Here is an 18813-nt window from a genome sequence, read left to right on the forward strand (position 1 = left end):
CACGACATGGGCCGGATGGCGTGGATGCTGCGCCAGCAGGGCGTGCCCGAGGACCAGCTCCTCAACCGGCTCAAGCTCGGCAACACCCTGATGTACCTGTGGCGCGGCAACCCGGTCGTCTACTACGGCGACGAGCAGGGTTTCGCGGGCGGGGGCGGCGACAAGCTGGCCCGGCAGGACATGTTCGCCAGCAAGACCCCCGAGTACGCGGGCGAGCGGTTCATCGGCAGCGACCGCACCGGCGCGGTGGACAACTTCAACACCGCCCACCCCCTCTACCGCCAGCTCGCCGACCTGGCGGAGTTCGTCGACCGCGACCGCGTGTGGGCCGACGGCAACCAGACCCTGCGCTTCAACCAGGGCGACGTGCTCGCGTTCAGCCGCACCACCCGCTGGGAGCAGCGCGAGCACCTGGTGGTGGCCAACGCGGGCGCGACCCCGGTGACCGCGGACATCCCCGCCGCCGCCGCGAACCTGCGCTACCGCACCGAGTTCCCCACCCGGGGCGCCGGTCCGACCAGCGGTGCCGACGGCAAGGTCCGGGTGACCGTCCCCGCCTTCTCCGTCGTCTCCCTGGCCGCCACCGACCGCGTCCGCGCCACGGCGGGCGACCCGACGCTGATCGCCCCGGCCGCGGGCACGGTCCTCGACACCCGCGTGGAGGTCAGGGCCGACGGCGTCGGCACGGGCCAGGCCACCTTCGCCGCGAAGGTCGAGGGCAGCCGCGACTGGACCACCCTGGGCACCGACGACTCCGCACCGCACCGCGTCTTCGCCGACCTGGGTTCGCTGCCCGGCGCGGGCGTGGGCAAGCGGGTCGAGCTGCGCGTGGTGACCAAGGGCTCGACCGGTCAGGTCGGTGCCGACGGCGCCACCATCACCCTGGTCGCCGCCCCACCGGTGCAGCCGCCGGGCGCGGGCCAGAGCCCGGACTGGTTGGTCGTGCACTACGCCCGCGCCGACCACGCGGGCTGGGGCTTGCACGTCTGGGGCGACGTCGAGACCCCGACCGAGTGGTCCGCGCCGCTGCCGTTCGCGGGCGAGACCCCCTTCGGCCGGTTCGCCTGGGTGAAGCTCAAGCCGGGCGCCAGGTCCGTCGGCATGATCACGCACAGGGGCGACGAGAAGGACGGCGGGGACCGCGTGGTCGACCCGTCGGTCACCCCGCAGGTGTGGTTGGAGCAGGGCGCGGCGGAGGTGTTCCCCAGCGAGGTCGCCGCCACCGGCCAGGCCACCGTGCACGTGCAGCGCGCCGCGGGCGACTACGCGGGCCTCGCGGTGCGGGTCGCCGGGCAGCCCGATGTGCCGCTGTCCGGCCGCGACGACTTCGGCGCCGTCGCCACCGTGCCCACCACCGCCTCCCCGCTCGACTTCACCATCGTCAGCGGCGCGACCACCGTGGCCACCGGCAGGCTGACCGGCGCGCGGGCGTGGGTCAAGGAGACCACCACCTTCGCCGGCCGGGCCGCGGCGGAGAACCGCGCGGTCATCCACTACCACCGCCCCGACGGCAACTACGCCGACTGGGTCCTCTACCACTGGACCGGCTCCCTGGAGCCGAGCCCGGGGTGGACGCAGTCGCGGCAGCCGGACGCCACCGACGGTTTCGGCGTGACCTGGTCCGTGCCGCTGGCGCCGGGCGCGGGCGGGCTGGCCAACATCATCCACAGGGGCGACACCAAGGACCCCGGCGCCGACCAGTTCCTCGACGTGGCGAGCACCGGGTACGAGGTGTGGTTCGTCTCCGGTTCGGCGAGGGCGGACGGCTCCGCGTCCTTCGTCCTCCCGTCGTCGTCCGCCCCGGCCGCCGACGCCGACCTGGGCAAGGCCAAGGCCGTCTGGGTCGCCAAGGACAGGTTGGTGTGGGAGGTCCCCGCGGTCGCCAGCGACGGCTACCAGGTCCGCTACGACGCCGACGGCAGGATCGCCGTGGTCGACGGGCGGATCAGCGGCGGCAAGGTCCTGCGCCTCGACCCCGCCGGTGCCCTCGGTGGGGACCTCGCGGCGAAGTACCCGCACCTGGCGGGCAAGCCGACCTTCACCGTGCGGGCGGCCGACGCGGGCCGGGTCGACGAGGCGCTGCGCGCCCAGCAGGCGGCCGTGCACGTCGACTCCGGCGGCGCCCTGCGCCACGCCACCGGCACCCAGCTCGCGGGCGCCCTCGACGACCGCTACGCCGCCGAGGCCACCCGGTTCACCTACCGACCCGTGTTCGACGGCAACCGGGTGACCGCCCGGTTGTGGGCACCGACGGCGAAGTCCGTGCGGCTGCGCCTGTTCGACACCCAGGCCCCCGCAGCCGACGCCCAGCCGAGGCAGGTCGTGGACCTGCGCCGCGACGACCGCAGCGGCTCGTGGGCGGGCACGGGTGACTGGAAGAACCGGTACTACCAGTACGAGGTGACCGGCTGGTCGTCCACCGAGCGCGAGCTGCGCACGGTCGTGGTCACCGACCCGTACTCGGTGGCCCTGTCGGTGGGTTCCACGCACTCGCAGTTCGCCGACCTGCGCGAGCAGGCGGCCACCCCGGCTGGCTGGGACCGCCACGTCGCCCGCGGCCTCGACGGCGACCCGACCGAGCACGGCATCACCGAGCTGCACGTGCGCGACTTCTCCGCCACCGACACCTCCGTCCCCGCCGCCGAGCGCGGCACATACAAGGCGTTCACCCACCGCGACTCCACCGGCATGAAGCACCTGCGGGCGCTGGCCGAGGCGGGCATGGACACCGTGCACCTGCTGCCCACCTTCGACATCGCCTCGATCCCCGAGCGCCGGGCCGACCAGCGCCAACCGGCGTGCGACCTGCCCGCCGCCGCACCGGACTCGCAGGCCCAGCAGGAGTGCGTCGCGGCCACCGCCGCCAGTGACGCCTTCAACTGGGGCTACGACCCGCTGCACTACGACGTACCCGAGGGCTCGTACGCGGTGGACGCCGACCAGTCCGGCACGGCCCGCAACCGCGAGTACCGGGAGATGGTCAAGGCACTGCACGACAACGGCAACCGGGTCGTCCTCGACGTGGTCTACAACCACACCACCGCCGCCGGGGACGCGCCGAACTCGGTGCTGGACAAGGTCGTCCCCGGCTACTACCAGCGCCTCGACGCCGACGGTGCGGTCGCGAACTCCACCTGCTGCGCCAACACCGCGCCGGAGAACGCGATGATGGGCAAGCTGGTCGTCGACTCCGTCGTGCACTGGGCGCGCGCGTACAAGGTGGACGGTTTCCGGTTCGACCTCATGGGCCACCACCCGAAGGCCAACATCCTCGCCGTCCGCGCCGCGCTGGACGCGCTGACGGTGGCCGCGGACGGCGTGGACGGCACGAAGGTCCGCCTCTACGGCGAGGGCTGGGACTTCGGCGAGGTGGCGGGCGACGCCCGGTTCGAGCAGGCCACCCAGGCGAACATGCGCGGAACCGGCGTCGGCACCTTCTCCGACCGCTCCCGCGACGCGCTGCGCGGCGGCGGCCCGTTCGACGAGGACCCGCGCGTGCAGGGCCTGGCCTCGGGGCTGGCGGGCGCCTACAACGGCGTCGGCGGCTCCCCGGAGGCCCGGCTGGCCAACTACACCGACCTGGTGAAGCTGGGCATGGCGGGCAACCTGGCCGACTACGGCTTCCTCGGCTCCGCGGGCCCGACCACCGGCAAGGACGTCTCCTACAACGGCTCCCCCGCGGGCTACACCGGCACCCCCGCCGAGCAGGTCGCCTACGCCGACGCGCACGACAACGAGACGCTGTTCGACGCCCTCGCGCTCAAGCTGCCCACCGGCACCCCCATGGCCGACCGGGTGCGGATGCAGAACATCGCGCACGCACCGGTCCTGCTCGGCCAGGGCCAGCCGTTCATGCTGGCGGGCACGGAGTTCCTGCGCTCGAAGTCCCTCGACCGCAACAGCTACGACTCCGGCGACTGGTTCAACCCCTACGACCCCTCGCTGCGCGACAACGGCTTCGCCCGCGGCCTGCCGCCGAAGCCGGACAACGAGGCCAAGTACTCGTTCATGGCCCCGGCGCTGCGCGACCCCGCGCTCAAGCCGACCACCCCGGACATGCGCCGCGCGGTCGACAACACGCTGGAGCTGCTGCGCATCCGCGGGTCCTCCCCGCTGTTCACCCTGAACGACGCGGCGCTGGTGCAGGCCAAGCTGTCCTTCCCGGCCGCCGAGCAGGGCCTGGTGGTGGCGCACCTGGACGACACCGCGGGCGCCGACGCCGACCCGGCGCGCCACGGCCTGCTGGTGGTGCTCAACCCGTTCCCGACCGCCAAGACCGTGACCACCCCCGCGTCCGGCTGGTCGGCGCACCCGCTGAGCACGGACGCGGGGGCGACCGCGCTCACCGCGACGACGGCCACCGTCCCTGCCCGGTCCGTGGTGGTCCTCACGCGCTGACTCCTGGTCGGGCGGGGTGCGCGCGGATGTGGCATCTTCATCCCGCACACCCCGCCTGACCTGCGCGAAGGATGTCCGGAATGAGCGAAACCGCCGAGTTCGCGCTGCCCGAGCGGGTCGACACCCCCGGGTCGGGGCCGGTCAGCCACGGCGCCCTGGGCACCTGGCTGCTCAAGCACCGCGTGCAGCGCCCGGGCCGCGCCTCCGACGAGGGGCACGGCGAGCAGCAGGCGTGGTGGAAGGTCATGTGCCTGACCGGGGTCGACTACTTCTCCACCCTGTCCTACCTCCCGGCGATCGCCGCGCTGGCCGCGGGCGCGCTGTCCCCGCTGGCGACGCTGCTGATCGTGGCGCTGACCCTGTTCGGGATGCTGCCGATGTACCGCAGGGTCGCGAAGGAGTCCCCGCACGGGCAGGGGTCGGTGGCGATGCTGGAGCACCTGCTGCCGTTCTGGCGCGGGAAGGTCTTCGTGCTGGTGCTGCTCGGGTTCGTCGCCACGAGCTGGATCATCACGATCACCCTCTCCGCGGCCGACGCCACGGTGCACGTGGTGGAGAACCCGGTGTTCCCGTCGGCGCTGCACGGGCACGAGGTGCTGGTGACCGTGGTGCTGCTGCTGGTCCTGGGCGGGGTGTTCCTGCTGGGGTTCAGCGAGGCGGTGTCGGTGGCGATCCCGCTGGTGGCGGTGTTCCTGGCGCTGAACGCGGCCGTGGTGGTCGCCGGGGTCGTCACCCTGGTCGGCACGCCCGGGGTGCTGTCGGCGTGGTGGGGCGCGGTGACCTCGGGGCCGGGCGTCGTCGGCCCGGCCGTGCTGGCGTTCCCGCTGCTGGTGCTGGGGCTGTCCGGCTTCGAGACCGGCGTGAGCATGATGCCGCTGGTCGCGGCGAAGACCGAGGCGGAGAAGGTCCGCAACACCCGCAGGCTGCTGACCACCGCCGCCGCGATCATGTCGGTGTACCTGCTGGCCACGAGCTTCATCACCACCGTGCTGATCCCGGCGGCGCAGTTCCAGCCGGGCGGCGAGGCCAACGGGCGCGCACTGGCCTACCTGGCCCACCAGGAGCTGGGGTCGCTGTTCGGCACGGTCTACGACATCAGCAGCGTGCTGATCCTGTGGTTCGCGGGCGCCTCGGCGATGGCCGGTCTGATCAACATCGTGCCGCGCTACCTGCCCGGCTACGGCATGGCCCCGGAGTGGGCGCGCGCGGTCCGCCCGGTCGTGCTGGTCTACACCGCGATCAGCGTCGGCATCACCATCGCCTTCGGCGCCGACGTCAACGCCCAAGCCGGGGCCTACGCCACCGGCATCCTGGCGATGATGGTGTCCGGGGCGTTCGCGGTCACCGTCTCGGCCATCCGGCGCAGGCACACCGGGGCGATCATCGGGTTCTCGCTGCTGGTGCTGGTGCTGGCCTACGCGCTGGTCGCCAACGTCGTCGAGAAGCCGGACGGCATCGCCATCTCCGGCGTCTTCATCGCGGGCATCGTCGTCGTCTCCCTCGTCTCCCGGGTCACCCGCACCACCGAGCTGCGCGCCGAGCACCTGGAGTTCGACGAGGCCGCCCGCCGCTTCGTCACCGACTCCCTGGCCTTCGACGGCGCCCTCAACATCATCGCCAACCGCCGCCAGGCCGGGGACGAGGCGGAGTACGACGAGAAGGAGAGCGCCCAGCGGGCGATGAACCCGGTCCCCGGCCGCGCCGACGTCCTGTTCCTGGAGATCGACGTCAACGACCCCTCGGACTTCAGCGAGGCCCTGGAGGTCCGCGGCGTGGAACTGGGCGGGCACCGCGTCCTGCGCGCCTCCAGCCCCGCCGCCCCCAACGCCATCGCCGCCATCCTGCTGGCCCTGCGCGACGCCACCGGGGTCCGCCCGCACTGCTACTTCGAGTGGTCCGAGGGCAACCCCCTGGGCCACCTCTTCCGCTACCTCATCCTCGGCCGCGGCGACACCGCCCCCGTGGTCCGGGAGATCATCCGCTCGGTGGAGAAGGACCCCGCCCGCCGCCCCGGCATCCACGTGGGCGGCTGACCTGCGGTTTGCGTGATCCCGCGCCGCGCCGGGTACCTTCGGGCAAGCCGAGAAGAGGAGCTGCCGGGTGAGCGCCGACACGTCCCTGACCATTGAGCACCACCGCACGCCCCAGGGCCACCACCTGACCCTCGCGGGTGACCTCGACTACACCAACTCGGTCGACCTGGAGACCTCGCTCACCGCCCTCCCGCTGAGCGAGGGGGACGTCCTCACCCTGGACCTCGCCGGGCTGAGCTTCTGCGACTCCACCGGCCTGTCCACCCTGATCACCGCCCAGCGCCTGCTGGCCCAGGCGGGCGGGCGGGTGTCGGTCACCGCCATCGACCGCAACCTCGCCCGGGTCATGACCATCACCGGTATCGACCACCTCTTCGGCGTGGCAGCGGACACCCCCACCACCTCCGGAGCCCAGGAAGCCTGACCCGCCCGGCGCCCGGTCCGCGCGTTCCCGGACCGCGACCGGTGGGGTCGGCGCCGTCAGGGCTGCGGGTCGTAGGTGGACCCGCCGTACCAGGCGAGCGCGGCGCGCAGGTCGGCGACGTCGCGGGACCGCCGCCCCTGCCCCACCCCGTGCCCGACCGGGGCCAGCCGCATCCCCGAGCCGACCGAGCCCAGCCCCGGCACCCCGTCGCGCGGCCACACCGCCAGCCAGGGCCGCCCGGCCACCCCGGTGACCACCCGCACCTTCGCGACCTGCTGCCAGTCGACCCGGATGCGCCGCCCCGGCCTCAGCACCACGATCCCCTGCCCCGACACCTCCACCACGGACTTCGGCCGCAACGCCGTCCACAGCGCGCCCACCGCCAGCACGCCCAGCCCGGCGGCGAACAGGAACAGCAGCATCGCCTGCTCCACGTCGTGCCGCTGCGCCCCGGACCACCCGAGGAAGAACAGCGACGCGAGCCCGGTCCCCATGCTGTAGGCGAAGGGGCGCAACCGCCCGCTCTCGAACACCATCCGGGCGGGCGGCCCGGCGGCGTCCGAGTGGTGCGGCGCGGGTGCCTCGGCCCCACCGCCCCGCGCGGCCACCTCGTCACCCCGACCGAAGCCGCTCGGCACGACCGCCCGAGTCCCCGACCCCGGGGTCGCGGGTCCGCCCACCTCGGCACCCCGAGCCGCACCCGACCACGACCCCGGCTCAGCCGCCAACGGCCGCGACCCCGCGGGCAGCGACCCCGAGTCCCCCGGACGCGCCCCCAGCGCCGCGGGCCACGACCCGACATCCCCACCGCCCGACCCCGAACCCCCGGGCGCCCGCGCCTCGGTGGCTCCGGCCCGGAAACCCTGCGGCCCCGCCCCGGCGACCGCCCGGTGTTCATCCCCGGCGGCGGGCCCGGGTCGGGAATCCCCCGGCCCCGCCTCGGCGGCCGCTCGGTGTCCATCCCGGCCTGCGGACCCGGCGGTGTTCGCGGGGATCACCCGCTCCGTGGGCGAATCCTCGGCGATCGCCGCCCCCGCACCGGGTGCACCCCGGTCAGCCCCGCGCGGCATCCCCCGCGCGTCCGAGCCACGGGCACCCCGCCCGGCCGTCCCCGCATCGCCCGTGGCGTCGGGCGATTCCGCCCGCCGCGCCGCAGACCCCCGCGCGGCAACGGGTTCAACCCGCTCGGTGCGGCTTTCCCCCGCGGGCGGAGCACATTCACCCGGCGTTGGACGACCCTCGCCCTGCCCCGTGGGCCGCCCCGCAGACGCGGCCTCGGTCGACCCGCCGGGGCGGAACCCGGGAACCGCGTTCCCACCCGCCGCTCCCGGCCCGGGGTCGGCCGAACCGCCCGACCGGAACGCCCCGCCCGCGGGCGTCCCGGGACCGCCAACCGGGAAGCCCTGTCCCGGAAAGCCCTGGGCCGGGGAGTGCTGGGCCGGGAAGCCGTCGGACGGTGTTCCCGCGCCGAACCCGGCGCCCGGGCGGGCCTGGTCGGGCGGTGTGCCGACCGAGGTGGCCGCGTTGCCCGTCGGTGGTTCCACCGTGGCCGCCGGGCCTGCCGGTGCCGCCCCGGTGTAGGCCCGCGTGCCCGGTCGGGGCACCGGGGCCAGCATCCGGGTCCGGTGTTCCTCGACCAGGCCGCGCACCGCGGGCGGCAGCCATTCCGCGTGCTCCGGGTGGCCGATCTCCGACAGCAGTTCCCCCGGGGTCGGCCGCGATTCCGGGCGGGGGTCCAGGCACCGCGACGCGATCCAGCGCAGCCGGGCGGGCACCCCGTCGAGGTCAGGTTGCCCGTGCACGATCTTGTACAGGGTCGTGGCCAGGCCGAAGTCGCCGAACGGGCTCCGGGTGGTGGCGGCGTGGACCAGGACCGAGCCGAGGGCGAACACGTCGCTGGCCGGGCCGACCTCGCCCGCCTCGATCTGCTCCGGGGACAGGAACCCCGGGGTGCCCACCACCATGCCGGTGCCGGTCACCCCGGAGTCGGCGTGCACCGCCTTGGCGATGCCGAAGTCGATCACCCGGGGGCCGTCGGCGGCGAGGAGCACGTTGGACGGCTTCAGGTCGCGGTGCAGCAGGCCCGCGGCGTGGATCGCGGCCAGCGCCTCGGCCAGACCGGCGGTCAGCCGGAGCAGGGCGGGTTCGGGCAGCGGCCCGTGCCGCTCCACCGCCTCGGCGAGGGTCGGGCCGGGGACGTACTCGGTGGCCAGCCACGGCTGCTCGGCGGCCGGGTCGGCATCGACCACGGCGGCGGTCCAGAAGCCGCCGACCGCGCGGGCGCTGTCGATCTCCTGGCGGAAGCGGTCGCGGAACTCCGGGTCGCGGGCGAGTTCGGCCCGGATGACCTTGAGGGCGACGCTGCGGCCCCCGGGTGACAGGCCCAGGTACACCGTGCCCATGGCTCCCTGGCCCAGCCTGGCGCGGATGGCGTAGTTGCCGATCCGCTGCGGATCCTCGACCTCAACCCGGCGCACGCGTGTCCCCTCACCCCGACTGGTCCGCAGGCTACCCATTTGCCGCGCCACCCGGGCGGGCCACCACCCCGGGAAATGGGGATGAAGACGGCAAAAGCCCCAGGGTAGCGGTGAGTGATCGCTCCACCCACTGGACACACCAGGTGAGCCTTACCTAAATTCAACCGATGCGAGGTCCGCCCCGGCAGCGGACCGAGGACGCACCAGGACGGGACCGGCGATGGAGTACGTGTTCAGCAGCGCGCTGATCGGCCTGCGCGAGGGGCTGGAAGCGGCGCTCGTGGTCAGCATCCTGGTCGCCTACCTGGTCAAGACCGAGCGGCGGTCCGCGCTGCGCTGGGTGTGGGCGGGCGTGGTGACCGCGGTCGCGCTGTCGGTGGCCTTCGGGGCCGTCGTGTCCTACACCAGCTCGACGATGTCGTTCGAGCAGCAGGAGCTGTTCGGCGGGACGACGTCGCTGGTCGCGGTGGCGTTCGTGACCGGGATGGTCTTCTGGATGCGCAGCACCGCCCGGCGGATCTCCGGTGAGCTGCGCGACCGGCTCGACCAGGCCGTGCGGGTGGGGCCGGTGGCGATCGCGCTGGTGGCGTTCCTGTCGGTGGGGCGCGAGGGGCTGGAGACGGCCGTGTTCTTCTACGCGGCCACCGACTCGGCGGGCGAGAACTCCGGGCCGCTGGTCGGGTTCCTGATCGGGCTGGTGGTGGCGGTCGCGCTCGGCTGGGCGATCTACCGCGGCGCGCTCAAGGTCGACCTGACCAGGTTCTTCACCGTCACCGGGGTGCTGCTGGTGTTCGTCGCGGCGGGCGTGCTCGGCTACGGCCTGCACGACCTGCAGGAGGCCGCGTTCCTGCCGGGGTTGGACACCCTGGCGTTCGACCTGTCCGGCCCGGTGCCCGAGGACTCCTGGTACGGCGCCCTGCTCAAGGGGATCTTCAACTACTCCGCGCGCACCACCGTGCTCCAGGCCGTCGCCTGGGTCGCATACGTCGCCGTCACCCTGACCCTGTTCCTCTGGCCCGCGAAGAAGCGGGCCCAGCCCCCCGTTCCCCAAGGAGCACAGCCGTGAGCCGTCCCACCCTCAGCGCCGCACTCGCGGCGGCCGCCGCCCTCTCGCTGACCGCCTGCGGCGGCGGGGACGCAGGCACCGACACCGCCGCGGGCGGGCCGATCGCGGTGGAGGCCAAGGACGACTCCTGCGGCGTGGCCCGGTCGGAGGCCGCGGCGGGTCAGATCACCTTCGAGGTCAGCAACAGGGGCAGCCGGGTCACCGAGTTCTACCTCTACGCCGAGGGCGACCGGATCATGGGCGAGGTGGAGAACATCGCCCCCGGTCTGACCCGGCGGCTGATCGTCGAGGTGGCCGACGGCGGCAAGTACCAGACCTCGTGCCGCCCGGGGATGACCGGCGACGGCATCCGCGCCGACTTCACCGTCACCGGCGGGGCGACCCGACAGGTCGACACCGACGCCAGGCTGGCCGAGGCCACCAGGGGCTACCAGACCTACGTGGCCAACCAGGCCGACGCGTTCGACGCGAAGACCAAGGAGTTCGTGGCCGCGGTCAAGGCGGGCAAGGTCGACGAGGCGAAGGCGCTGTACCCGGTCGCCCGCACCTACTGGGAGCGCATCGAGCCGGTGGCGGAGAGCTTCGGCGACCTCGACCCGCGCACCGACGCCCGCGAGGCCGACCTGGAGCCCGGCCAGGAGTGGACCGGCTGGCACCGGCTGGAGAAGGAGCTGTGGGTCACCGGCCTCAGCGCCGACGCCCCCGCCGTGGCCGACACCCTGGCCAAGGACGTGGCCGAGATCGTGACCAAGTCCAAGGCGGTGGAGCTGACCCCGCTGGACCTGGCCAACGGCGCCAAGGGCCTGCTCGACGAGGTGGCCACCGGCAAGATCACCGGCGAGGAGGACGTGTGGTCCCACACCGACCTGTGGGACTTCCAGGCCAACGTCGAGGGCTCGCAAGCCGCGATCGCCGCGCTGCGCCCGGTCGTGGTCGAGCGCGACCCGGCCCTGGTGAAGACGCTGGAGGAGAAGTTCGCCGCCGTCACCGACCTGCTGGCCGCGCAGCGCCAGGGCGACGGCTTCAAGCTCTACACCGACCTGTCCCCCGAGCAGGTCAAGGCCTTCGCCACCGCGGTCGACGCGCTCAGCGAGCCGATCAGCAAGGTGGCCGAGGTGGTGGCGCAGAAGTGACCGGGAGCAGAGCGGACAATCCCACCGGGGTGTCCCGGCGGCGGCTGTTCGGCCTCGCCGGGGCGGGGGTCGCCGTCGCCGGGCTCGGCGCGGCGGCCGGGGCGCTGGCGGCCGACCAGCCGCAGGTGCACCCGACCGTGGTCGACACCGCCGCCCCGGTGCCCTTCCGCGGCGAGCACCAGGCGGGCATCGTCACGCCCGCGCAGGACCGCACGCACTTCGTCGCGTTCGACGTGACCACCCGCGACCGCGCCGAGCTGCGCGACCTGCTGCGCGAGTGGACCGCCGTGGCCGAGCGGATGACCAGGGGCGAGGAGGCCGAGCCGGACGGGGCGGTCGGCGGCGGCGCCGCGGCCCCGCCCGCCGACACCGGGGAGGCGCTGGGCCTGCCCGCGTCGGCGCTGACGCTGACCATCGGCTTCGGCCCGTCGCTGTTCGACGACCGGTTCGGCCTGGCCGGGCAGCGCCCGCCCGCGCTGATCGACCTGCCGCGCTTCCCGAAGGACAACCTGGACCCGAACCGCACCGGCGGCGACCTGTGCGTGCAGGCGTGCGCGAACGACCCGCAGGTGGCGGTGCACGCGATCCGCAACCTGGCCAGGGTCGGCTTCGGCCGGGTGGCGGTGCGCTGGTCGCAGTTGGGCTTCGGCCGCACGTCGTCGACCTCGACCGCGCAGGCCACCCCGCGCAACCTGTTCGGCTTCAAGGACGGCACGAACAACCTCAAGGCCGAGGACCCGGCCGGGCTGGCCGAGCACGTGTGGGTGGCCGAGTCGGACGGCCCGCGGTGGATGGTCGGCGGCAGCTACCTGGTGGCCCGCCGCATCCGGATGCACGTGGAGACCTGGGACCGCGCCCCGCTGGCCGAGCAGGAGACCATCGTCGGCCGCCGCAAGGGCAGCGGTGCCCCGCTGGGGCAGCGGGACGAGTTCGACTCGGTCGACCTGCACGTGCGCGGCGCGGGCGGGGTGCCGGTGATCGCCGAGGACGCCCACGTGCGGCTGGCGTCCGCGGAAACCCTGAAGGGCGCCAAGATCCTGCGCCGCGGCTACAACTTCACCGACGGCAGCGACGGCTTGGGCCACCTGGACGCGGGCCTGTTCTTCGTCTGCTTCAACCGGGACACCCGCACCCAGTTCGTGCCGATGCAGATGGCGCTGTCGTCGAAGGACCTGATGATGGAATACCTGGAGCACAACGGTTCCGGGCACTTCGCCGTGCCCCCGGGGGTCAGGGACGGGGAGTACTGGGGTCAGGGCCTGTTCGGCTGAACGGGGAGACGTCCAGGTTGTCGGCGAGGTCGAGGACCGACGGGAACACCGCCTCGGCGCCTGCGTCGCGCAGCTCGGCCTCGCCGAAACCGCCGGTGAGCAGGCCGACCGTGCGCAGCCCGAGCTTGCGGGCGGCGTGGAAGTCCCACACGGAGTCGCCCAGGGCGACCGCCTCGGTGGCCCCGACCTTGTCCAGGGCGACCTGCATGAGGTCCGGGGCGGGCTTGGTGTCCCCGACGTCCTCGGAGGTGGTGTAGGGGAGGTCGCGGGCGTCGAGCAGGTCCCGGAAGACGTCCACGTGCTCGGGCTTGCCCGAGGTGGCGAGCACGACCTCGAACCCGCGCTCGCGCAGCCCGCCCAGCAGCCGGTCGACCCCCTCGAACGGGCGCACCTCGTCGATCAGGGCGTCGAACTCACCGACCCAGGCTTCGCGCACCTCGTCGCCGAAGGCGCGCTCGAAGTCCTCACCGGCCACCGCGGGCACCAGGCGGTCGCCACCCATCCCGATGTGCCGGTGCAGCCGCCACACCGGCAGGGTCCGTCCGACGCCGCGGAAGGCGCGGTACCACGCCAGGGCGTGCTGGTAGTTGGTGTCGACCAGCGTCCCGTCGACGTCGAGGACGGCGGTGGCGCGTTCGGGGGTGTCGGGCATGGCCGGTGGGTGCCCGGGGGCGGTGCGGGGAAAACCTCAGAGCGGGTCGTGGCCCCAGTTCAGCAGCGAGTACCGCCACGGGGTGTGCTCCACGTCGCCGTGCGGGCGCTGGGCGGTGTGGCGGTGGACGTAGCCCACGACCTTGCGCATGTGCGCGTAGTCGGCATCGGACAGCTCGCCGCGCTCGGCCCGCAGGATGCGCACGATGTGCCGCCCGGACTGGTGCCCGGTGGACTCGCCGCCGCCGTCCTTGTCGCCCACCGACTTCGACTCGTCGGTGTCGAGCCACTTCTCCAGCCGCGCCGGGGTCACGTTGACCACGTCGTCGAACTCGGCCCTGACCCGCTTGCGCTCGTCGTCGTCCATGCCCCCGGGCTACCCACCGGCCCGCCCGGCTACCGTCCCGGTCAGGTGAACAGGTCCGGCGGCGGCACCGGGGCGGGCACCGGTTCGCCGTCCACCATCGGCCGCGCGGAGCCGGACAGCTCGCGCAGGTCCCGGTCGGTCACGCACCGGGCGGGGAAGGGCGCCGCCGCCGCGCGCCCGGCGACCTCCGCCACCGGCAGCGGCTCGGCGGACGCGGCGACCACCAGGTTGCTGAACCGCCGACCGCGCAGCACCGCGGGCTCCCCCACCAGCATGACCTCGGCGAACACGGCGCCCAGGGTGGCCAGCACCCGCCGCGCGTAGGGCAGACCGGGGCCGTCGGTGATGTTCACCAGGCACACCCCGTCGGCCCGCAGCACGCGCGCCACCTCCGCCACCGACTCCACGGTCACCATCCCGTCCGGGATCACCGCCCGCACGAACGCGTCGAGGATGACCACGTCCCGCGACCCCGGCCCGGCGGCGGCCAGCGCGGGCCGCCCCTCCCCCACCACCACGTCCAGCCCGGGCACCCGGTCGAGCCCGAACTGCTCCACCGCCAGCGCCACCAGCTCCGCGTCCGCGTCCACCAGCTCCTGCGCCGACCCGGGCCGGGTGGCGGCCAGGTAGCGCGCGAGCGTGCCCGCCCCACCGCCGACGTGCAGCACGTCCAGCGGCCCCCCGGGCAGGCAGTCGAGGACGTCGGCGATCCGGCGCATGTAGTCGAACTCCAGGTGCGCCGGGTCGGCGAGATCCACGTACGACTGCGCGATCCCGCCGACCGACAGCAGCCAGCCGTCTGCCCGGTCGAGGTCGCGCAGGATCTCGGCGGTGCCGAACCGCACCGGGTACCGCCCCTGCCGTGGAAGTGGTTCGCTGCACACCCGCACAGCAGACCACACCCGCCGAGCGGGCAGCGTGTCGTGGGTCGGAGACGACAACCCACCCCGAACGCCACCACTCAGGGCAGGCGGTGTGCGATCACGGGAGTTCCGGCTCCACCAGCTTCGCCGCGTCCAGCACCTTCGGGCACAGCACGGCGGGCTCCATCGTCCCCCCGGTCCCGATCCCCGTCACATCCACCCGCGACGTCGCCGTCAACTCGATGGACACCATACAGACGTCATTGAGCTGTGTGATGGCTTGGACGGCCCGGCGGGAGCCCACCGAAATGGACTTCTTCTCCCCGTCGGCGACAAGTTGGTCGATGCCCAGTTCGGGGAACACAGCGACCGTGAAGTGGTAACTGTCCGCGATCGAACCTTTGTCGACCTTCCACTGGCAGAAACGCGCGATCCTCGTCTCGTCGGGCTTGGCGGGACCTGTCACGCCAAGCGCGGCCTTTGTCGCCGGGGTGAACAGAGCACACGGGTCGATGCTGGCCGCCGAACTGCCGGACCTGGTCGGCCCTCCCGACTCCGAGGTCGACCTGGTCGGGGTCGTCGACGGCTCGGGGGCACCCGAATCCACCACGCCGGGCACAGCACTCCCGGCGGTCTTGGTCGAACACCCGGAGACCACCGTGAACACCAGCACCGCTAAGACGACACAGGCGCGAACGAGAACCATGGATCAGACCCCCTCTCACGTGAGCCTACTCGCACTGTCCTCGTCGACTTCGCGGTAGTTCTCCATCGCCTGCTTGATGGCGACCTCGGCTTGGCTCAGCGACTTCGCCAGAGCATTGAGCTGCGTCAGGAAACCCCGGGGATCCACGGCCACCTGCTGGACGAACGGCTTCATCACCTCCGCGGCATTGCTGGATCCCAGCAAGGGCTCCTGCGCCAAGACGATCCACCTGCCTCGGTTGTCCGCGATCCAGTCGGCCATCTTGCGGATAGCCGCCAGCATGGCGTCCCCGCCGTGCTGGTTGACGGCGAACTGACCTGCGGCGGCGGCGCCCACGAATGCTTCCATCGACTTGCCGATGGCCTCAAGCGACGCGGACTCACCCTCATCGATGTACACGGATGCCCCCTGCGATAGTGGTGCGTCACCGAGGGTCACCGTACGTGCTGACGGGATCGTCTGTCTCAGGTTTCGCGCAGACTGCGCCGATCCTTGAGTGCTGACCAGCCGATCGAGGTAATCGAGCGTTTCGCACCCGATGAGTTGGCGAGCCTGGTGCGGGCCACCTGCCGGGGGCTTCTCCGGCAGGTGGCCCGCGGGTCCTCAGGGGGTCAGCACAGGACCTGGATCTTGCGCCCGATCCCGTTGCGGAACAGGTCGAGCGCGTGCGGGTACTCCGCCAGCGGCATCCGGTCGCTGATGAACACGGCCGGGTCGAGGACACCGGCGGCGAACAGGTCGGCGGCGCGCTCGTAGGAGTGCAGCACGGCCATCGAGCCGGTGATGGTGATCTCCTGGTTGTAGATCTTGTACGGCTCGATGGTGACCTTGGTCGCGTAGTCGGAGACGCCGAACTGGAGGAACGTGCCGCCGGGGGCGACGCGGCCGATGCCGTCCTGGATGGCCTTCTGGTTGCCGGTGGCGTCGATGACGACGTCCCAGCCGCGCGGGTTGTCCAGCTCGTCGGCGTTGACCCCGGTGGCGGAGACGCCGAGCTGCACGGCGGTCTTGAGCCGCTCCTCGTTGAGGTCGACCACGTCGATCGACGCCGCGCCGGTGAGCTTGCCCAGTTGCAGCATCATCAGGCCCATGGTGCCGGAACCGTAGATGAGCACCCGGGCGGCCATCTGTGCGCGCAGCACGTCGTAGCCGCGGACCGCGCACGACAGCGGCTCGATGAGCGCGGCGTCCTCGGTGCGGATGTGGTCGGGCAGCTTCACGCAGTTGGCGACCGGCGCGACCGCGAACTCCGCCGCCCCGCCTGGCTTGGACACCCCGATCGCGTTCCACCGCTCGCACAGGTTGTTGCGGCCCACCCGGCACATGCGGCACTCGTGGCAGTACAGCGACGGGTCGACCGCCACCCGGTCCCCCACCCGGACCTCGGTGACCTCGGCACCGACCTCCGCGACCGTCCCGGCGAACTCGTGGCCGGGCACGATCGGCAGCGTGGGGGCGAACTCGCCCTGGAGGATGTGCAGGTCGGTGCCGCACAGGCCGCAGGCGGCGACGTCGACGACCACGTCGCGCGGACCCGGCGTCGGGTCGGGCACCTCGGTGACCTCGACCGCACCGACGCCGGTGATGACCGCAGCCTTCATTTCACAGCTCCCAGTGACAGGCCCTGGACCAGCTTGTCCTGGGCGGCGAACCCGGCGATGAGGACCGGGAGGGACACGACCGTGGCCGCGGCGCACACCTTGGCCAGGAACAGGCCCTGGCTGGTGACGAAACCGGTCAGGTAGACCGGCGCGGTGCCCGCGACGACACCGGTGAGGACCCGGGCGAACAGCAGCTCGTTCCAGCTGAAGATGAAGCAGATCAGCGCGGTGGCCGCGATGCCGGGCATGGCCACCGGCGCCACCACGCGGCGCAGGGTGGTGAGCAGCCCGGCCCCGTCGATCGCCGCGGCCTCCAGGATCTCCCTGGGGACCTCGGCGAGGAACGAGCGCATCAGCCACACCGCGATGGGCAGGTTCATCGAGGTGTAGAGCACGGTCAGGAACGAGATGTTGTCCAGCATCCCGCTGTACTGCGCGACCAGGTAGATCGGCAGCAGCGCGGCGACGACCGGCATCATCTTGGTGGACAGGAAGAAGAACAGGACGTCGGTCCACTTCTCCACCGGTTTGATGCTCAGCGCGTAGGCGGCCGGGATCGCCAGCAGCAGCACCAGCAGGGTCGAGCCGATGCTCGCGCTGAAGGAGTTGATCAGCGGCGGCCACGGGCCCGCGCCGCCGGTGCCGCTGAAGAACTCCGCGTACCCGTCGAAGGTGAGCGGGGCGCCGAGCGAGGGCGGGTTGGTGGCGGCGTCGGGCTCGCTGTGCAGCGAGGTGAGCACCATCCACAGCACCGGGGCGACGAAGATCAGCCCGCAGATCCAGGCGATCAGACCCCAGGGGCGCCAAGCCTTCCTGGGCTTGTTGACGCGGGTGGGCCGGGTGGCGGTGGCGGTGCTCATCGTGCCCCCTCGTTCTTGAACAGCGACGACACCGTGCGCAGCGCGAAGGTGGCGATGATGATCGAGCCGACCACCACGACCACGCCCGCCGCGGACGCCTGCCCGTAGTCGTGGGCCTGGTAGAAGGTCTGGTAGATCTGGTACGGCAGGTTCGCCGTGCCGAGCCCGCCGGAGGTGATGGTGAAGACCGCGTCGAAGTTCTGCACGACGTAGATCGACCCCAGCAGCCCGCCGAGTTCGAGGTACTGGCGCAGGTGCGGGAAGGTCAGGTACCGGAACACCTGGAACCCGCCGGCCCCGTCGATGGAGGCGGCCTCCACCACGTCCATCGGCCGCGATTGCAGGCCCGCCAGCAGGATCAGCATCATGAACGGCGTCCACTGCCACACCAGCGAGATGATGACCGCGGTGAGCGGCATGTCGCTGATCCACTCCGGCTGCGGCGCTTCGAACCCGAAAAGGTTGCCCAGCCAGTTCAGCGCGCCGTTGAGCAGGCCGTAGTCGGGGTTGTAGAGCGCGTGCTTCCACAGCAGCGCCGCGGCGACGGGCACCACGAGGAAGGGCGCGATGAGCATGGTGCGCACCGCGCCCCGCCCGCGGAACTTCTGGTCGAGCAGCAGGGCCAGGCCGAGCCCGAGGACCAGGCTGACGATCACCACCACCGCGGTGAGGACCACCGTGGTGACCACCGAGTCGCGCAGCGCCGGGTCGGAGAAGACCGCGACGTAGTTGTCCACCCCCGCGAAGCCCCGGTTGTCCGGGTCCAGCGAGTTCCAGCGCAGCGTCGAGATCACCAGCGTGGCCAGGAACGGGAGCTGGGTGACCACGATCGTGAAGATCAGCGCGGGCAGCAGCGGTGCCCGGCGGACCCAGCGGGCGGCCCGGCCCGCGCCGGGTCCGGGCCGCTCCCGGGTGCGGGGGCCGCTGCGGGTGGGCGGTGGTGCGGTGTCGATCGCCATCTCT

General features: G+C 72.8%; 15 protein-coding genes. 6 read left to right on the top strand and 9 right to left on the bottom strand.

The genetic code is table 11. The features are described from left to right. The 3 genes from pulA to L6E12_RS34050 form a co-directional block, all read left to right on the top strand. The coding region (gene pulA, locus L6E12_RS34040) for a pullulanase-type alpha-1,6-glucosidase (RefSeq protein ID WP_236232029.1) at window positions 1–4398 on the top strand (4398 nt) is incomplete at its 5' end. 80 nt (window positions 4399–4478) lie between these two features. Next, on the top strand, window positions 4479–6431 hold the full coding sequence (locus tag L6E12_RS34045; protein WP_236232030.1) for an amino acid transporter: 1953 nt from the start codon (window positions 4479–4481) through the stop codon (window positions 6429–6431). A gap of 67 nt (window positions 6432–6498) precedes the next feature. After that, window positions 6499–6855: an STAS domain-containing protein gene (locus L6E12_RS34050; RefSeq protein WP_236232031.1), complete on the top strand. Its 357-nt coding sequence runs from the start codon at window positions 6499–6501 to the stop codon at window positions 6853–6855. A gap of 56 nt (window positions 6856–6911) precedes the next feature. Here the strand turns inward: L6E12_RS34050 and L6E12_RS34055 are convergent, their stop codons facing one another. Continuing rightward, the gene (locus L6E12_RS34055) at window positions 6912–9332 is read right to left on the bottom strand and encodes a serine/threonine-protein kinase (RefSeq protein WP_236232032.1); all 2421 of its coding nucleotides are present in this window, start codon (window positions 9330–9332) and stop codon (window positions 6912–6914) included. A gap of 220 nt (window positions 9333–9552) precedes the next feature. Here L6E12_RS34055 and efeU point away from each other — a divergent pair, with 220 nt between their 5' ends. From efeU to efeB, 3 genes are read left to right on the top strand one after another with little or no spacing between them, the layout of a single operon-like run. Then, window positions 9553–10398, top strand: a complete 846-nt coding sequence (gene efeU / locus L6E12_RS34060; protein WP_236232033.1) for an iron uptake transporter permease EfeU — start codon at window positions 9553–9555, stop codon at window positions 10396–10398. Continuing rightward, entirely contained in the window at window positions 10395–11531 is a 1137-nt protein-coding gene (efeO, locus tag L6E12_RS34065) for an iron uptake system protein EfeO (protein ID WP_236232034.1), read from the top strand. The genes efeU and efeO overlap by 4 nt, the downstream gene beginning before the upstream one ends. Then, the gene (gene efeB, locus L6E12_RS34070; protein WP_236232035.1) at window positions 11528–12802 is read left to right on the top strand and encodes an iron uptake transporter deferrochelatase/peroxidase subunit; all 1275 of its coding nucleotides are present in this window, start codon (window positions 11528–11530) and stop codon (window positions 12800–12802) included. The genes efeO and efeB overlap by 4 nt, the downstream gene beginning before the upstream one ends. Here efeB and L6E12_RS34075 read toward each other — a convergent pair. The 8 genes from L6E12_RS34075 to L6E12_RS34110 form a co-directional block, all read right to left on the bottom strand. Beyond that, the gene (locus L6E12_RS34075) at window positions 12762–13454 is read right to left on the bottom strand and encodes an HAD family hydrolase (RefSeq protein ID WP_236232036.1); all 693 of its coding nucleotides are present in this window, start codon (window positions 13452–13454) and stop codon (window positions 12762–12764) included. The two genes, efeB and L6E12_RS34075, sit on opposite strands and share 41 nt — an antisense overlap. A gap of 36 nt (window positions 13455–13490) precedes the next feature. Then, window positions 13491–13820, bottom strand: a complete 330-nt coding sequence (locus L6E12_RS34080) for a DUF3140 domain-containing protein (protein WP_236232037.1) — start codon at window positions 13818–13820, stop codon at window positions 13491–13493. A 41-nt stretch (window positions 13821–13861) separates the two neighbouring features. Beyond that, window positions 13862–14665 carry a spermidine synthase gene (locus tag L6E12_RS34085; protein WP_236232038.1) on the bottom strand — a complete coding sequence of 268 codons (804 nt, stop codon included), beginning with the start codon at window positions 14663–14665 and terminating at the stop codon, window positions 13862–13864. Between the two features lie 136 nt (window positions 14666–14801). Continuing rightward, complete coding sequence (locus tag L6E12_RS34090) at window positions 14802–15356, bottom strand: DUF3558 domain-containing protein (RefSeq protein ID WP_236232039.1); 555 nt, start codon at window positions 15354–15356, stop codon at window positions 14802–14804. A gap of 48 nt (window positions 15357–15404) precedes the next feature. After that, on the bottom strand, window positions 15405–15788 hold the full coding sequence (locus tag L6E12_RS34095; RefSeq protein ID WP_236232040.1) for a hypothetical protein: 384 nt from the start codon (window positions 15786–15788) through the stop codon (window positions 15405–15407). Between the two features lie 212 nt (window positions 15789–16000). Next, the gene (locus L6E12_RS34100) at window positions 16001–16990 is read right to left on the bottom strand and encodes a zinc-dependent alcohol dehydrogenase family protein (RefSeq protein ID WP_236232041.1); all 990 of its coding nucleotides are present in this window, start codon (window positions 16988–16990) and stop codon (window positions 16001–16003) included. Further along, on the bottom strand, window positions 16987–17850 hold the full coding sequence (locus L6E12_RS34105; RefSeq protein WP_236232042.1) for a carbohydrate ABC transporter permease: 864 nt from the start codon (window positions 17848–17850) through the stop codon (window positions 16987–16989). Before L6E12_RS34105 ends, L6E12_RS34100 begins: the two co-directional genes overlap by 4 nt. Next, a complete protein-coding gene (locus L6E12_RS34110) occupies window positions 17847–18809 on the bottom strand; it encodes a carbohydrate ABC transporter permease (protein ID WP_236232043.1) in 963 nt (320 codons plus the stop codon). Before L6E12_RS34110 ends, L6E12_RS34105 begins: the two co-directional genes overlap by 4 nt. Window positions 18810–18813 lie beyond the last annotated feature (4 nt).

Origin of the sequence: Actinokineospora sp. PR83 (assembly GCF_021056305.1) — a bacterium.
Taxonomy (GTDB): Bacteria; Actinomycetota; Actinomycetes; order Mycobacteriales; family Pseudonocardiaceae; genus Actinokineospora; species Actinokineospora spheciospongiae.

Bases quoted from the DNA above. Each gene is read 5' to 3' on its own strand.
- L6E12_RS34110 (WP_236232043.1), bottom strand. From the start codon at position 18,809: ATGGCGATCGACACCGCACCACCGCCCACCCGCAGCGGCCCCCGCACC.
- efeU (WP_236232033.1), top strand. From the start codon at position 9,553: ATGGAGTACGTGTTCAGCAGCGCGCTGATCGGCCTGCGCGAGGGGCTG.
- L6E12_RS34075 (WP_236232036.1), bottom strand. From the start codon at position 13,454: ATGCCCGACACCCCCGAACGCGCCACCGCCGTCCTCGACGTCGACGGG.
- L6E12_RS34045 (WP_236232030.1), top strand. From the start codon at position 4,479: ATGAGCGAAACCGCCGAGTTCGCGCTGCCCGAGCGGGTCGACACCCCC.
- L6E12_RS34105 (WP_236232042.1), bottom strand. From the start codon at position 17,850: ATGAGCACCGCCACCGCCACCCGGCCCACCCGCGTCAACAAGCCCAGG.
- L6E12_RS34080 (WP_236232037.1), bottom strand. From the start codon at position 13,820: ATGGACGACGACGAGCGCAAGCGGGTCAGGGCCGAGTTCGACGACGTG.
- L6E12_RS34100 (WP_236232041.1), bottom strand. From the start codon at position 16,990: ATGAAGGCTGCGGTCATCACCGGCGTCGGTGCGGTCGAGGTCACCGAG.